The sequence below is a fragment of the Mesorhizobium sp. P2_E9 genome, from assembly GCF_056403815.1.
Map to the genome: position 1 here is coordinate 227,015 of NZ_JBFUET010000005.1, position 15,595 is coordinate 242,609.

The window sequence follows — 15,595 nt, forward strand, 5'->3', positions numbered from 1 at the left end:
GACACGGCATTGTCATGGTGCCGTGCAACATAATCGGTTGCGCATTCGCGCCGTCATTCCTGAAACGAAATTCACCTGACAAAACCTTGGGGGTGCAGCTTGGAAATCGCCGATGTCGTGAAGCGCGCCTATGCGATGCCGCTGACCAATCCATCTTTCCCGCCTGGGCCTTACCGTTTCTTCGACCGCGAATACATCATCATCACCTACCGCACGACGCGCGAGGCGCTCGAAGCCGTGGTGCCGGCGCCGCTGGAGATCGACGAGCCGCTGGTCAAGTATGAATTCATCCGCATGCCCAACTCGACCGGCTTCGGCGACTACACCGAGACCGGCCAGGTCATCCCGGTGAAGTACAAGGGCCAGCATGGCGGCTACGTCCATTCGATGTATCTCGACGACGATGCGCCGATCGCCGGCGGCCGTGAACTCTGGGGTTTTCCCAAGAAGCTGGCCAATCCAAAGATCGTCCATGAAGGCGAGGTGATCGTCGGTACGCTGCACTATGGCAGCGTCCTGTGCGCCACCGGCACGATGGGCTACAAGCACCGGGAAGCCGATCACGATTCCGTGCTCGCAGCACTCGCCGCTCCCAATTTCCTGATCAAGATCATCCCGCATGTCGACGGCACGCCGCGCATCTGTGAGCTGGTGCGCTACTACCTCACCGACATCACGCTGAAGGAAGCCTGGACGGCGCCCGCGGCACTCGACCTTCGGCCACATGTCATGGCCGACGTGGCAAAGCTGCCGGTTCTCGACATCGTCTCCGCAGTCCACTTCAAGGCTGATCTGACGCTTGGCTTGGGCGAGGTCGTGCACGACTATCTCAGCGATCACAGCCGGCTCGCAGCCAGCACAACCCAGCCGGAGAAAATTCGTGCTTGAGCGCAACCGAAACAAGGAAGCCGCCGCCACGATCGCGGAGATCTCGGCGCAGTATGACCGCATCGCCCTGGTGTTCCAGGGCGGCGGCGCGCTCGGCGCCTATCAGGCCGGCGTCTACCAGGCGCTGGCGGATGCCGGCTGCGAGCCGAGCTGGCTGTCCGGCGTCTCGATCGGCGCCATCAACGCCTCGATCATCGCCGGCAATGAGCCCAGCCGCCGCCTGCAGCGCCTCGAACAGTTCTGGCAGACCATCTCGGGTCGCAAGATCTGGTCCTACACGCCTGAAGGCGACATTTATCGCGATATCCGCAACCGTACGTCCTCATGGATGACGATGACCATGGGCCAGCCCGGCTTCTTCAAGCCGCGCAACCCCAATCCCTGGCTCGAGCCGCAGGGCGCCGAGGGTGCCACCAGCTTCTACGACACCGCTGAGCTGAAGGACACGCTGGAGAGCCTGATCGATTTCGACGTGCTGAACGACGGCAAGAAGCGGCTGAGCGTCGGCGCGGTCAACGTCCGCACCGGCAACTTCGTCTATTTCGACACCGAGAAGGTCCGCATCGGACCCGAGCACATCATGGCCAGCGGCGCGCTGCCGCCGGCCTTCCCGTCGATCCGCATCGAAGGCGAATATTACTGGGATGGCGGCATCGTCTCCAACACGCCGCTGCAATATCTGCTCGACCAGGACGAGGACCGTTCGTCGCTGGTGTTCCAGGTCGACCTGTTCAGCGCCCGTGGAGTGCTGCCGCGCAGCATGCCGGACGTGCTGTCGCGCCACAAGGACATCATGTATTCGAGCCGCACGCGCCAGAACACCGACAATTTCAAACGCATCCATAGCCTGAAGATGCGGCTGCTCGATGCGCTCAAGCGCGTGCCGAAGGAGCGGCTGACGCCGGCGGAAGAAGCGCTGATCGCCGACTATTCGGATGCCGGCATCGTCAACATCGTGCACCTCATCTACCAGCACAAAGGCTATGAGGGGCATGCCAAGGACTACGAGTTCTCCGGCACCTCGATGCGCGAGCATTGGGACACGGGCCTGGAAGACACGCAGCGCACCTTGCGCCATCGCAAATGGCTGACGATGCCGACCAATGTCGATGGCGTTGCCATCCACGATCTGCATCGCGAGGATCCGACCTGAGACTGCGCAGGCCGTTGATTCTCGACGGTTCAGCCTTATTGGCCGAGATTCGTTTGAGCGGCCGTCGCCAACGTTTGAGATTGGCTGACGCCTCCAAACTTCGTCATCCTTGGGCGTAGCGACGCGAAGCGGAGCGAAGACCCAAGGATCCATGCCGCGACCTCAGCCAAAGGGTGCAACGAGCAGAATTCTGCACCGCAGCAACGCTCAGGAGTCCCGGCATGGATCCTCGGGTCTGTGCCGCGTCGCTGCGCTCCTTGCTCCGCCCCAGGATGACGAAGCGTCAGGCGTTTCAGCCAATCTCGTAGGCGTGTTCCGCGTCAATACAAACGCAAATACCGCCTCGAAATCCCCCCTTCAATACAGTGCTCGCTCAAAGAAAAAAGGCAGCGCCGGCGACCGGCGCTGCCTTTTGTTTGGACGCTTATACGCCCGCTCAGAACACCTGGCGGAAGATGATGAACAGCACGAAGGCGAGCGTGATCGAGCACGGCAGGGTCAGCACCCAGGCCAGCAGCAAGTTGCGCACCGTCGCCCATTGCAGGCCCGAGCCGTTGGCGGCCATCGTTCCGGCGACGCCCGACGACAGCACATGGGTTGTCGACACCGGCAGACCGAGCCGGTCGGCCATGCCGATGGTCACCATGGCGACGAGCTCGGCCGCCGCACCCTGGCCATAGGTCAGATGGCTCTTGCCGATCTTCTCACCGACGGTGACGACGATGCGTTTCCAGCCGACCATGGTGCCGAGCCCAAGCGCCAGGGCGACCGCAACCTTCACCCAGATCGGGATGAACTTCGTCGCGTTGTCGACGGCCTTGTGATAGTCGGTCACCGCCTTGAGATCGGTGGCCTCCATTGGCAGCAACTGCTTCTTGTCGATCAGCTTGAGCGCCTCGCCGATCAGGTAGATGTCATTGCGGGCGTTGCTGACCAGATCGGTCGGCACATTGTCGACCGATACATAAGGCTGCAGCGAAGCGGTCGTGTTGTGAATGTAGGTCTGCAGCGCGACGGTCGTCTGGTCGCTCCAGGTCCGGGTGCGCACGGCATCCTTAACGGCCGCCTTGGCGGCCTTGGCATCGGCAATGGTAACACCGGGCTTGACGTATTTGCCCAACGCAGTCTCGACGCTGACCGAAGCCGCCTTGTAGGCTTCGAGATAGTTGATGTCGGGCGTACGGTTCAGCGCATAGGCCGTAGGCACCACACCGATCAGGATCAGCATGATCAGGCCCATGCCCTTCTGGCCGTCATTCGAGCCATGCGCGAAGCTGACGCCGGTGCAAGTGAAGATCAGCAAGGCGCGGATCCACCAGGGCGGTGGGGCATTGCCCTTCGGTGCTTCGTAGAGCGCCGGATTGCGCACCAGCAGCTTCATTGCATAGAGCAGGATGGCCGCGGCGAAGAAGCCGATGATCGGCGACACCAGCAAGGTCACGCCGACATTGGTCGCCTGCGACCAGTCGACGCCGCTGGTGGCGCTGCCGGCAGGCGCCATGAACTGGTTGGCGAGGCCGACGCCGATGATCGAGCCGACCATCGTGTGCGAACTCGAGGCCGGCAGGCCGAGGAACCAGGTACCGAGGTTCCACAGGATCGCGGCGACGAGCAGCGCGAACACCATGGCAAAGCCGGAGGAGGAGCCGACCTGCAGGATCAGCTCGACCGGCAGCAGCGACAGGATGCCGAAGGCGACCGCGCCGCTGGAGGTGAGAACGCCGAGGAAATTGAAGGCGCCGGACCACATGACGGCGAATTCTGCCGGCAGGGAGCGCGTGTAGATGACGGTCGCCACCGCATTGGCGGTGTCATGGAAACCGTTGACGAATTCGAAGCCGAGCGCGATCAGCAAGGCGATGCCGAGCAGGATCCACGGCACGGTCTTGGCCACCGCCAGATCCTGGCTCAACGCGTAGCTGACATAGACCACGCCGACCAGAACCAGCACGCCGAAGGCCGGCAGGAACCACTTGGCGCTGCCCGAACTATCGAGCGGATGATCCGGTCTCGGAATCCCCGCTTCACTGGAAATTATGTCCACCATGTCCCACTCCTATTGCCTTGCAGCAAAGAACTGAGAAAGACGCTATGTCCGGTCGATGAACCCTGTGTGACGCCGACAGCCGGCTTTGATGCATGTCGCTCAGAGGTGACTTCGGGTTTGGATGAACGACACGCCGGCTCGAAGCGACGTGCTTTCAGGTCCTCGACGCCGCTACACCGGACCGGGGCTTGTCTTCAGGATCGCCGAGAACAGCGGATCGAAGGCGCGGCTGATCGGCGCCGCGGCCGCGCCGAGCGCGATCGACCAGGGATCGGTGGTGCCAAGCTGAAGGCGCGGCAGGTTCCGGCCCGGCCGGTCGGCGATAGACGGCAGCAGCGGATGCATCGCCTCGACAAGCCGGCGCGCCAGCGCTTCCGGCGCACCGCTGGTCAAGATGACGGTCTGTGGATCGAAGATCGTTTCGATGAGATGCACGCTCCAGCGCAGATCATGTGCCGCCCCGTCGATCCAGGCCATCATCCCAGGGTTCTCGGTCAGCACCAGGGCGTTCATCTGTTCGTAGATATCGCTGTTCGCCGGGTTGAGGCCGAGATGCTGGTAGAGCGAGGCCAGCGACGCGCGGTGCTCGAGCGGCGTCGAGCCCGGACCGGCCGGCGCCAGCAGCGCCATGCCGATTTCGCCGGCATTGCCATGGCCGCCGCTGTAAAGCTCGCCATTGAGGATCAGTCCGGCGCCGATGCCGTAGCCGACATAGAGGCAGACCGCGTGATCGACGCCGTGCGCGGCACCGACGATGCGCTCCGCCGTCGCGCAGGCGGCGGCGTCGTTCTGCAGGCCGACATTCAGTCCCGTGCCTTTGGCCAGCGTCTCCAGCAGCGGAAATTTCTGCCAGGCCGGCATCATCCATTTGTCGTCGGAATTCTTCAGGCCGAAAGGGCCCGGCATGGCAACGCCGAGACCGACCAGCCGTTTTTCCGACTGGGCCGAAATGCCGGCCAGGTCGCGACGGACACCAGCGATCAGCTTTAGGATGATCTCGACGCCCTTCGACGGCTCATCGAAAGGCAGGTTCGCCTCGGCCCGCGCCAATACGCTGCCCATCAGGTCGACGGCCACCGCGCGCGTCAGATGGCGGTCGATATGCAGGCCTATGGCGAAGGCACCTTCGGGCACCAGCCTGTAGGGGGTCGAAGGTTGCCCCCTGCCCTTGCGCACCGCATCGAGCGCGACCACCAGGCCGTCGCTTTCGAGATCCTCGATGATGTTGGAGACAGCCTGCTTGGTGAGCTGCGTCGCCCGCGCCAGATCAGCCCGCGACAGCGCGCCATTGAGACGCAACGCCTCGATCATGACCCGGCGGTTGTGCGCGCTGGTGCCTTCCTGATTAGTGCCGCTTTTGGCGCGGATCGGGCTGATGTCGTCCACCGGCGTTTCCCCTCTTGACTCCATTAGAATATTGATCGACTAATTAAGTCAAGCGAGTTGACTTAATGCAAACCGAATGACCCAAAAACAAGATGGCCAAAGGCTCCCAGCCTGTCGCCACTGGTCAGCCGGGTAACCATCAGGTCACGCGACATGGATCCGGGAAGACGATGCGAAACATCAGCATCGCCGCCCCATCAACGCCGGAAATGGGAGAAGTAGATGCTTAAGACAATCACCAAAACACTGGTCGGCGCGGTCTTCGCCGGAGGACTGCTCGTCCCCCACGCTTTCGCCGAAACGACGCTCAACGCTCTATTCATGGCGCAGGCTGCCTATAGCGAGGCCGACGTGCGCGCCATGACGGACGCCTTCACCAAGGCCAACCCGGACGTCAAGGTCAATCTCGAATTCGTCCCCTATGAGGGCCTGCACGACAAGACGGTGCTCGCGCAAGGCTCGGGCGGCGGTTATGACGTCGTGCTGTTCGACGTCATCTGGCCTGCTGAATACGCCACCAACAAGGTGCTGGTCGATGTCTCGTCCAAGATCACCGACGATATGAAGAAGGGCGTGCTGCCGGGCGCCTGGACCACGGTCCAGTATGACGGCAAGTACTATGGTATGCCCTGGATCCTCGACACCAAATATCTGTTCTACAACAAGGACATCCTGGAAAAGGCCGGCATCAAGACGCCGCCGAAGACCTGGGAAGAGCTCGGCGCACAGGCCAAGATCATCCAGGACAAGGGCCTGCTGAAGACACCGATCGCCTGGAGCTGGTCGCAGGCCGAAGCCGCGATCTGCGACTACACCACGCTGGTCAGCGCCTATGGCGGCGACTTCCTCAAGGACGGCAAGCCGGACTTCCAGAATGGCGGCGGCCTCTCGGCGCTGAAATACATGGTCGACAGCTACAAGTCCGGCCTCACCAATCCGAATTCCAAGGAATTCCTGGAAGAGGACGTGCGCAAGGTTTTTGAAAACGGCGACGCCGCCTTCGCGCTGAACTGGACCTACATGTACAATATGGCCAACGACCCGAAGGACTCGAAGGTCGTGGGCAAGGTCGGCGTCGTGCCGGCGCCAGGCGTCACGGGCATCAGCGAAGTCTCGGCCGTCAACGGCTCGATGGGCCTCGGCGTCACCGCGGTCTCGAAGCATCCGGACGAAGCCTGGAAATACATCGAATACATGACCTCGCAGGCGACGCAGAACCAGTATGCCAAGCTCTCGCTGCCGATCTGGGCCTCTTCCTATGACGACCCGGCCGTCACCAAGGGCCAGGAAGAACTGATTGCCGCCGCCAAGCTCGGCTTGGCCGCCATGTATCCGCGTCCGACCACGCCAAAGTATCAGGAGTTGTCGACCGCGCTGCAGCAGGCGATCCAGGAATCGCTGCTCGGCCAGTCTTCGCCGGAGGATGCCTTGAACACAGCCGCCAAGAACAGCGGCCTCTGAGGTAGTCTTGTTCTCGATACGGGCGGCCTAGTGCCGCCCGTGTTATGTCTGAAATCGCGATGAATGAGAGAGGCTGCTCCGATGTCGAGCACCTGGATGACAACCCGCGCGTGGCTGCTGATGCTGCCGCTGCTCGTGGTCATGGTCGCCGTCATCGGCTGGCCGCTGGTCGATACGGTCAACCTGTCCTTTACCGACGCCAAGCTGGTCGGCACCGGCGGCAATTACGTCGGCTTCGACAATTATACCAACATGCTGTCGAGCCCGAATTTCTCGCGCACGCTGGTCACCACGACGCTGTTCGCGGTGATTTCGGTTGCCGCCGAAATGGTGATCGGCGTGCTCGCCGCCCTGCTGCTCAACCAGCAGTTCCACGGCCGCGCCGTCCTGCGCGCCTTGATGATCCTGCCCTGGGCATTGCCGACCGTGGTCAACGCCACGCTGTGGCGGCTGATCTACAATCCCGAATATGGCGCGTTGAATGCCGCCTTGACGCAACTCAATCTCATCGACGCCTACCGCTCCTGGCTGGGTGAGCCGGGAACGGCGCTGGCGGCGCTGATCGTCGCCGATTGCTGGAAGAACTTTCCGCTGGTGGCGCTGATTGCGCTCGCCGCCCTGCAGGCGGTGCCGCGCGACATCACCGCCGCTTCGCTCGTCGACGGTGCGGGACCGTTCAACCGTTTCCGCTTCGTCATCCTGCCCTATCTCGCCGGGCCGCTGATGGTGGCGCTGGTGTTGCGCACCATCGAGGCCTTCAAGGTCTTCGACATCATCTGGGTCATGACCCGCGGCGGCCCGGCCAACAGCACGCGCACGCTGTCGATCCTCGTCTATCAGGAAGCCTTCTCCTTCCAGCGCGCCGGCTCCGGCGCATCGCTGGCGCTGATCGTCACCTTGCTCGTCACTGTGCTCGCCGTCGCCTATGCGGCGCTGGTCAGGAAGACCGCAGGGAGCGCCACCTGATGGAACGCAAGAGCCTTGCATTCACCGTCTTCATCTATGCCTGCGCTTTGCTGCTGGCCGCCGTCATCCTGGCGCCCATCGCCTGGCTGTTCATCATGAGCATTTCGCCGGCCGCCGATCTCGCCGCCAAGCCGCTGCGCTGGTGGCCACAGGCGGCCGATTTCTCGCGCTACAAGGTATTGCTGTCGACAGCCGAAAACAGCGCCGGTGCCGCCTTCACTTCATCGTTGCGCAACAGCCTGGAGATCGCCGGCATGGCGACGCTGGCGGCGCTAGCCCTGGCGATCCCCGCCGGCTGGGCGGTGTCGCGCACGCCGGCGATCGGCTGGTCGCTGTCGATGGTCATTGCCACCTACATGCTGCCACCGGTGGCACTCGCCGTGCCGCTCTATATGGGCCTGTCGCATCTCGGCCTGCTCAACAATGTCTTCGGCCTGGCGTTGGTCTATCTCACCATATTGGCGCCCTTCACCACCTGGCTGATGAAGTCCGGCTTCGATTCGATCCCGCGCGAGATCGAGGCGGCGGCGATGATCGACGGCGCCGGCCTGTTCCAGACCTTGCGCATCATCACGCTGCCGCTGGCCGCACCTGTGATGGCGACATCGGCGCTGTTTGCGGTGCTGCTGGCCTGGGACGAATTCTTCTACGCGCTGCTGTTCACCTCCGACCAGCGCGCGAAAACCTTGACCGTCGCCATCGCCGATTTGGCCGGCGGCCGTGTTTCCGACTACGGGCTGATCGCCACCGCCGGCGTGCTGGCCGCCCTGCCGCCGGTGCTGATCGGCCTGGTCATGCAGCGCGCGCTGATTTCGGGCCTCACCAGCGGCGGCGTGAAAGGATGATGATGACTGCAACAAAAATTCGACCGGCGGGACTGCTCGCCATCGACCGCGAAATGGCACGCCAGCACGCGGATGCGCGTGCTTCGTTCGAAAACAACGCTGCCATGGCGGCAAACGTTGCCGCTTCGATCAGGAAGACCGGGCGTCTGCTGCTGCTTGGCATGGGCGGCTCGCATGCGGTCGGACGCGCCGTCGAGCCGCTCTATCGTGCCCTCGGCATCGATGCGCTGGCGCTGCCGCTGTCCGAACAACTCGGTCAGCCGCTGCCGCTCAACGGCAGGACAGTGCTCATCACCTCGCAGTCCGGCGAGAGCGCAGAAGTCGTCAGATGGTTCTCGGAGGCCAACAGCCCCGCTGATATTTTCGGCCTGACGCTCGAAGGCGGCTCGTTTCTGGCGCGCACGGCGTCTTGCCTGGTCGGCGCCGGCGGCACCGAACAGGCCTTCGCCGCCACCCGCAGCCTGACCGTAACCTTCGCCTTGCACCTGGCCATTCTGGCGGCACTCGGCGAAGACCCGAAGGCAGCGCTTGGGGCATTGAACCAGCCACAAGACAACGACATCACACAAGCGCTCTCGGCGCTGGACAAGGTCACGAGCATCGTCACTTCGGGCCGCAGGTTGCAAGGCGTCGCCGAAGCGCTGGCGCTTGGCCTCACCGAACTGTCGCGGCTGCCCTGCTTTTCGCTCGAAGGCGGCCAGCTACGGCATGGGCCGATGGAGATGCTCGGCCAAAAAATCGGCGTCATCCTGTTTCGTGGCAACGACCCGACCGCGGAACTGGTGACCGCCATGGCCACCTCCGTCGTCGAGGCCGGCGCACCGCTCGTCGTCTTCGACGCGTCAGGGCAATCGCCCGTCGCCGGTGCCGTCACGCTATCGTCTAAGCCGGCTTCCGGCATGGCCGCCATCTTCGCCATGCTGCCGGTGGCACAGCGCCTGATGATCGCTTTCGCCGACAGCCGTGTCGACAATGCCGGCACGCCTCTCCGCTCCACCAAGATCACCAGGAGCGAGTGATGCGTCCGCTTGCTGTGATCGGCAACGTCAACGTCGACCTCATTGTCGGCCCGGTCGCGCCGTGGCCGAAGGCGGGCACGGAAACCGTCGTCGACCATGATGAATTGCGCGTTGGTGGACAGGCCGGCAACACCGGGCTTGCCTGGCAGGCGCTGGGCGTCGATTTCGCCATCGCCGCCAATGTCGGCGACGATCAGTTCGGCCACTGGCTGCGCGAGGCGTTTGGCGCCCGCGCCGACAAATGGCCGGTGCGCCCCGAGAGCACGACCCTTTCGGTCGGCATGACCCATCCCGATGGCGAAAGGACGTTTTTCACCACGCGCGGCCACCTGCCCCGCTTCAGCCTTGCCGACGTAATTTCGGTGCTCGACGGCAAGCGGCTCGCCGGTGGCTACGCGCTGCTGTGCGGCTCCTTCCTCACCGATGATCTCACCCGCGACTACGAAGCGTTCTTCGACTGGGCGAATGGGCACGGCATCGCGGTGGCGCTGGACACCGGCTGGCCGATACAAGGCTGGACGCCAGCGAACTGCAAGGCGGCGCGCAAATGGCTCGCGCGCTGCGACCTTGCCCTGTTCAACGAGGTGGAGACAGTGACCCTGGCCGGCCTGCCCGATCCGGTCGAAGCCGCGCGGCAGATCCAGTCCAGCATGAAGGGAGGCGCAACCGCCGTCGTCAAGCGCGGCCCTGAAGGGGCGATCGCCATCGGCCCGGGCGGCGCGATGGTCAGGGCGACCGCGCCCGACGTCAAGGTCATCGACACGATTGGCGCTGGCGACGTCTTCAATGCGGCCTTCCTGGCCGCACTGGCGCAGGACCAGACGCTGACCGTCTCGCTGAATGCCGCGACGCAGGTGGCGTCGCGCGCCATTTCCACTCTGCCCCGCAACTATGGTGGGCCGATGCAGCTCGAGGGATCCATGCATGAGCGCGCTTGAAATCCGCAACGTCCGCAAAAACTACGGCAGCGTTGAAACACTGAAGGGCATCGACATTGCGCTGCAGAGCGGTGAGTTCCTGGTGCTGCTCGGCTCCTCAGGCTGCGGAAAATCGACGCTTCTCAATATCATCGCGGGCTTGGCCGAAGCGACAAGCGGCGATGTGCTGATCGGCGGCCGTTCGATCCTTGGCGTCCACCCCAAGAACCGCGACATCGCCATGGTCTTCCAGTCCTACGCGCTCTATCCGAACCTGACGGTCCGTCGCAACATCGGCTTCGGGCTGGAGATGCGCGGCGTTGCCGCCGATGAACGCGAAAAGGCGGTGAACGAGGCGGCAAGATTGCTGCAGATCGAGCCCTTGCTCGATCGCAAGCCGAGCCAGCTGTCCGGCGGCCAGCGCCAACGCGTCGCCATCGGCAGGGCGTTGGTGCGCAAGCCGCAGGTCTTCCTCTTCGACGAGCCGCTGTCCAATCTCGACGCCAAGCTGCGTCTGGAAATGCGCACTGAGTTGAAGCGCCTGCATCAGATGCTGCAGACCACCGTCGTCTACGTCACCCACGACCAGATCGAGGCGATGACGCTGGCGACGCGCATCGCGGTGATGCGCGACGGCAGGATCGAGCAGCTTGGCACGCCGGAAGAGATCTACAACGAGCCGGCGACGCTATATGTCGCCGGCTTTGTCGGCGCGCCATCGATGAACATGCTGCAGGCGGTGATCGCCGAGGGAAAGCTGGCCATAGCAGAGTCCGATGTGCGGATCCCTCTGCCGGCACGCTACGCGAACGCGGCGCGCGAAGGCGCTCCGGTGGTCGTCGGTATCAGGCCGGAAGCGCTTCGTGTCGCGACCGGCGTCGCGACGGATTTGTCACTGCCCGTGGAAATCGAGGTTGTCGAACTGACCGGCCCCGAACTGGTGACGACGGCCCGGATCGGCACGCAGCGGCTGACCGCCTGCCTGCCGCCAAGATCTCAGGTCGCCAAGGGCGAAAAGCGCGGCCTCACCTTCGATGAAACAGCACTCCGCTTGTTCGACCCCACGACAGGCAAGGCCCTGCCGACAGCGGCACTCGAAAAAACGGCGTCGCGCTAAGATCCTGCGGGGGTATTCAGCATGGACTGGGACCCTTCGGCTACCACTCGATATGTATGCCATCGAATGTCTGGAATGAGCCGCTATCCCTAGGCGTTGCGCTGTCGATGACCGTGCGCAGGCCCCGCGCACTGTCCTCGACCGCCAGCACTGCATGATCGCCGCCCATATCGGTCTTCGCCCAGCCCGGATGCAGTGACAACACCATTATCCCGTCGACGCGCAAATCCCGCGCCAGCTGGGCGCAGACCATGTTGAGCGCTGCCTTCGAGCAGCGGTAGGCATAGTCGTCGTCATAGTCATCGAGCAGCCCTTCCGCCATCGAGCCGGCGCGGCTGCCGATATTGGCGATGGTCCGCATACGCCCCGTCACCAGGTTCGGTCGCAGCGCCCTCGCCAGCAACAGCGGGCCGAGCGTGTTCGTCGCCATGAGCTTCAGGAATTCATCCGGGGCGAAACTGTGCAGGCCGGGGATATCGCTGCGGATGGCGGCGTTGTTGACAAGCACATCCAGCGGCCTGCCGGCGAGACGCACCGCAAGGTCGGAGATGGAAGCCGGATCGGCGACATCGAGCGGCTGGAACTCGGTTCCATCTTCGAAACCTTGGGCTGGACGCGTTCGCCCGCACGCGATCACGTGCCAGCCATGCTGGGCGTATTGCCGTGCCAGCTCGCGGCCTAGCCCGCGCCCGGCGCCCGTTATGAGGACCGTGCGGCCGCCTTGCCCGTCTGCGGCCAAGTCAGGCGCTCTTGGCGACCGGCACGGTCTCCTGCCGGGCAATCATGGCGTAGACCTCGCCGGAATATTTGATGCGGCGCTGCTGTGTGGCGAAATCGACATGGGTGATGCCGAAGGGCGTCGTATAGCCATAAGCCCATTCGAAATTGTCGGTCAGTGTCCAGGCGAAATAGCCGCGCACCGGCACGCCCTCGGCTGCCGCCTTGGCCACCTGCTCGAGATGGTCGACATAATAGGCGGCACGCAAATCATCCCAGACATGCCCGTCCTCGCCAACATTTTCCGGCGTGGTGGCGACGCCGTTCTCGGAAATGTAGATTGCCGGCGGCGCATAGCGATCGTTCACATAGCGCAGGATGTCGTACATGCAGCGCGGCCAGATTTCGTAATCGACAGCGGAATAGATGCCTTGCGGTTGCACCCGTCGATAGCTGAGCGGCGCGAGTTCGTTACCCGCGGCGATCACCGAGCGGCGGTAGATGTTGATGCCCAGATAGTCCACCGGCGCGGCGATGATCTGATTGTCCTGCGCATGGATCGGCGGCAACAGATCGCCGTAGAGCGCCAGCATGTCCTGCGGGTATGCGCCCTTGAAGACGGCATCGAGGAACCAGCGGTTCTGGGCGCCGTCGAAACGCCGTGTCGCCGCCACATCGCCCGGATCGTCGGTGGCGGCTTCCGCCACATTGAGATCGAAGACGATGCCAACCGAAGCGTCGGCCACCTCGGCCCGGATGACTGGAACAGCCAGGCCATGCCCCAGCAAGGCATGATGGCTGGCGGCCACACCGCCTTTCACGCCGTCCCGCAATCCCGGCGCGTCCTCGCCGGTCGCATGTCCTGACCAGCAGAAGGTCCAGGGCTCGTTGAGCGTCGCCCATTTCTTGACGCGATCGCCAAAACCGCGGGCGGCAAGCCCGGCATAGTCGGCAAAGGCGGTGGCGGTGTCGCGGTTGTACCAGCCGCCGCGGTCTTGCAGCGCCTGCGGAAGATCCCAGTGGTAGAGCGTTGCATAGGGCTCGATGCCGGCTTCAAGCAGGTCGTCGATCAGCCGGTCGTAAAAGGCGATGCCCCTGGCGTTGGCTTCGCCCCGACCCTCGGCAAGAAGCCGCGTCCATGCCAGGGAAAAACGGTAGGCGCCAAGGCCCAGGGCCTTGAGCACGGCGATATCCTCCTTCCAGCGATGATAGTGGTCGCAGGCGACATCGCCGCTGGAGCCGTCGACGATCACGCCGGGAACGCGGCAGAACCGGTCCCAGATGCTTTCGCCTTTGCCATCCGCGTCAGGCGCGCCCTCGATCTGATAGGCTGCGGTCGCGGCGCCGAACACGAAGCCTTGCGGAAAGGCCAGCCCGGAGGCGCGGGCGTTGAGGGTCCGGCGTGCGTTATCGATGCTTGATGTCATATTTTCTCTCGATGGTGCTGACGAGGCTTGCCGCGGCCAGCGTCAGGAAAATGTAGAAGATGGCGGCTGAGTTGTAGGGCGCGAACGGCAGGAAACTTGCCGACTGGAATTCCCGCATACGCTGCGTGATGTCGCGGATCGACAGGATCGAGAGCAGCGACGTGTCCTTGAGGATGGCGATCAGTTCGTTGCCGAGCGGCGGGATGATGATGCGGAAGGCCTGCGGCAGCACGACCAGCCGGGCGGTACGCCAGCCATTGAGGCCGAGGCTGTGCGCCGCCTCGATCTGACCCGCGGGAATAGCATTGATGCCGGAGCGGAATATCTCGGCGAGATAGGCCGAATAGGCGAGCGCCATGGCGACAATGCCGCGCACCAGGTTCGGCGGATCGACCACGCCCTGCGTTGCGTCCTTGAGCGCGCCGGCGAGCGGCAGGCCGACATAGAGAACGATAACCAGCATCGGGATGCCACGGATCGTGTCGACGATGAATTCCGACCCGATCGAGAGCGGATGTCTGCGGTGGATATGGCCGCCGAAGGTCAGCAGGCCAAGCACGATCGCCAGCACTGCGAGCGTAATGCCGAACGCCTTGTCGCGATCGTTCAACGCCTCCGTTTGCCACAGCACGGGCAGCCTGCCCGGCGCTGTTGCGGCCGGCACAAGCGCTGCACTGACATCGGGGATCTTGCCGATCGCATCGATCGCTTCCTGTGGGCCACGAAAGGTTCGCAGCGGCACATCGGTATCGGGGCCACCGGGAAATTGCCCGTAGCGGACGGCGCCAAGGATCCCGGATGGCGTGCCGGTCGTGACCGCGACCTTGCCGGCGAGAGACCCCACGAGCACATAGCTGTCGCGTGGCTGAAGCAGGAACCACGCCGCGGCACAGATCATGAGGATGGTTGCCGCGATGCAGATCAGGTCCGCCCGCCAACTGTATTTGAGCTTGAGGAGCCCAACCCAGAGCAGCCCCATCATTGCCGCCAGCAGGTAGGCCGCGACGGCCGCACGGATCGTCGTCGCCACACCCGCCGCGAATGCAATATGTGCGAAAAGCAGGATGAAGACCAACCCGGCGCCGTTCACCGCCGCAAGCGCAAGGCGGGTAAAACGGTACATCACGTTCCCGGTCCCGTTACGGGCGGTGATGAAGAACGCGCCGAGGATCACGACCGTGAGGCTGAGATAGGCACGCAACAGGAGCGTGGCCTGGCCGCTCACAATGATGTCGGCGGCATCCGTCAATCGGCGCGGCGTGACGCCCTGAACCACCAGATCGGAGGTGAACGGATCGACAGCGTTCGCCACCACCGATGCCACAAAGGGATAGACCAGACCGGTTGTCGCCAGCACCATCGCGGCGGCAAGATTGACCCCGGCGGCAACCGCCGCAAGACGAGGCGATCGCGACGAAACGCGCGAGAACACGACCACGGCAAGGCCGGCGAAAAAGGCGACGGCCAACGTCAGGAAGCCAGGCACAAAGACCGACGAGCCGTTCTCCACGCCGAGGATGGCGCGAAGCGAGCGCTGGTAGTTCACCGACGAAGCAAAGAGATAGACGATGAACGGCAATGCCACGACGATGATCAGATTGCTCGGTCGCAGGCGCATCAAAAACTGCATCCGGCCCCGTCCTCCCCTAACG

At 63.6% G+C, this 15,595-nt stretch carries 13 protein-coding genes; 8 read left to right on the forward strand and 5 right to left on the reverse strand.

Annotation, left to right across the window (positions count from 1 at the left end; all coding sequences use genetic code 11):
• Positions 1–99 precede the first annotated feature (99 nt).
• Together AC1D05_RS11365 and AC1D05_RS11370 are read left to right on the forward strand one after the other, a co-directional pair.
• Complete coding sequence (locus tag AC1D05_RS11365; protein WP_477440829.1) at positions 100–888, forward strand: acetoacetate decarboxylase; 789 nt, start codon at positions 100–102, stop codon at positions 886–888.
• Positions 881–2,041 (forward strand): patatin-like phospholipase family protein, encoded by a 1,161-nt coding sequence (locus AC1D05_RS11370; RefSeq protein ID WP_477440830.1) that lies wholly within the window; start codon positions 881–883, stop codon positions 2,039–2,041. Before AC1D05_RS11365 ends, AC1D05_RS11370 begins: the two co-directional genes overlap by 8 nt.
• A 436-nt stretch (positions 2,042–2,477) precedes the next feature.
• On the opposite strand, the gene AC1D05_RS11375 is transcribed toward AC1D05_RS11370, so the two are convergent.
• Positions 2,478–4,088 (reverse strand): inorganic phosphate transporter, encoded by a 1,611-nt coding sequence (locus tag AC1D05_RS11375; RefSeq protein ID WP_477440831.1) that lies wholly within the window; start codon positions 4,086–4,088, stop codon positions 2,478–2,480.
• Between the two features lie 171 nt (positions 4,089–4,259).
• A complete protein-coding gene (locus AC1D05_RS11380; protein WP_477440832.1) occupies positions 4,260–5,474 on the reverse strand; it encodes an ROK family protein in 1,215 nt (404 codons plus the stop codon).
• Positions 5,475–5,696: 222 nt separating this feature from the next.
• Between AC1D05_RS11380 and AC1D05_RS11385 the strand changes: the two genes are divergently transcribed.
• From AC1D05_RS11385 to AC1D05_RS11410, 6 genes are all read left to right on the forward strand, one after another.
• Positions 5,697–6,935, forward strand: coding sequence for an extracellular solute-binding protein (locus AC1D05_RS11385; RefSeq protein WP_477440833.1), 1,239 nt, complete (start codon positions 5,697–5,699; stop codon positions 6,933–6,935).
• 81 nt (positions 6,936–7,016) lie between these two features.
• Positions 7,017–7,901 carry a carbohydrate ABC transporter permease gene (locus tag AC1D05_RS11390; RefSeq protein ID WP_477440834.1) on the forward strand — a complete coding sequence of 295 codons (885 nt, stop codon included), beginning with the start codon at positions 7,017–7,019 and terminating at the stop codon, positions 7,899–7,901.
• The gene (locus AC1D05_RS11395; RefSeq protein WP_477440835.1) at positions 7,901–8,746 is read left to right on the forward strand and encodes a carbohydrate ABC transporter permease; all 846 of its coding nucleotides are present in this window, start codon (positions 7,901–7,903) and stop codon (positions 8,744–8,746) included. Before AC1D05_RS11390 ends, AC1D05_RS11395 begins: the two co-directional genes overlap by 1 nt.
• Positions 8,743–9,765: an SIS domain-containing protein gene (locus tag AC1D05_RS11400; protein ID WP_477440836.1), complete on the forward strand. Its 1,023-nt coding sequence runs from the start codon at positions 8,743–8,745 to the stop codon at positions 9,763–9,765. Before AC1D05_RS11395 ends, AC1D05_RS11400 begins: the two co-directional genes overlap by 4 nt.
• Positions 9,765–10,703: a PfkB family carbohydrate kinase gene (locus AC1D05_RS11405; protein WP_477440837.1), complete on the forward strand. Its 939-nt coding sequence runs from the start codon at positions 9,765–9,767 to the stop codon at positions 10,701–10,703. The genes AC1D05_RS11400 and AC1D05_RS11405 overlap by 1 nt, the downstream gene beginning before the upstream one ends.
• Positions 10,690–11,799, forward strand: coding sequence for an ABC transporter ATP-binding protein (locus AC1D05_RS11410; RefSeq protein ID WP_477440838.1), 1,110 nt, complete (start codon positions 10,690–10,692; stop codon positions 11,797–11,799). The genes AC1D05_RS11405 and AC1D05_RS11410 overlap by 14 nt, the downstream gene beginning before the upstream one ends.
• Before the next feature lie 40 nt (positions 11,800–11,839).
• On the opposite strand, the gene AC1D05_RS11415 is transcribed toward AC1D05_RS11410, so the two are convergent.
• From AC1D05_RS11415 to AC1D05_RS11425, 3 genes are read right to left on the reverse strand one after another with little or no spacing between them, the layout of a single operon-like run.
• Positions 11,840–12,538 carry an SDR family oxidoreductase gene (locus AC1D05_RS11415; protein WP_477440839.1) on the reverse strand — a complete coding sequence of 233 codons (699 nt, stop codon included), beginning with the start codon at positions 12,536–12,538 and terminating at the stop codon, positions 11,840–11,842.
• Position 12,539: 1 nt separating this feature from the next.
• The gene (locus AC1D05_RS11420) at positions 12,540–13,943 is read right to left on the reverse strand and encodes a GH1 family beta-glucosidase (RefSeq protein ID WP_477440840.1); all 1,404 of its coding nucleotides are present in this window, start codon (positions 13,941–13,943) and stop codon (positions 12,540–12,542) included.
• Positions 13,924–15,573 carry an amino acid ABC transporter permease gene (locus tag AC1D05_RS11425; RefSeq protein WP_477440841.1) on the reverse strand — a complete coding sequence of 550 codons (1,650 nt, stop codon included), beginning with the start codon at positions 15,571–15,573 and terminating at the stop codon, positions 13,924–13,926. The genes AC1D05_RS11420 and AC1D05_RS11425 overlap by 20 nt, the downstream gene beginning before the upstream one ends.
• Positions 15,574–15,595 lie beyond the last annotated feature (22 nt).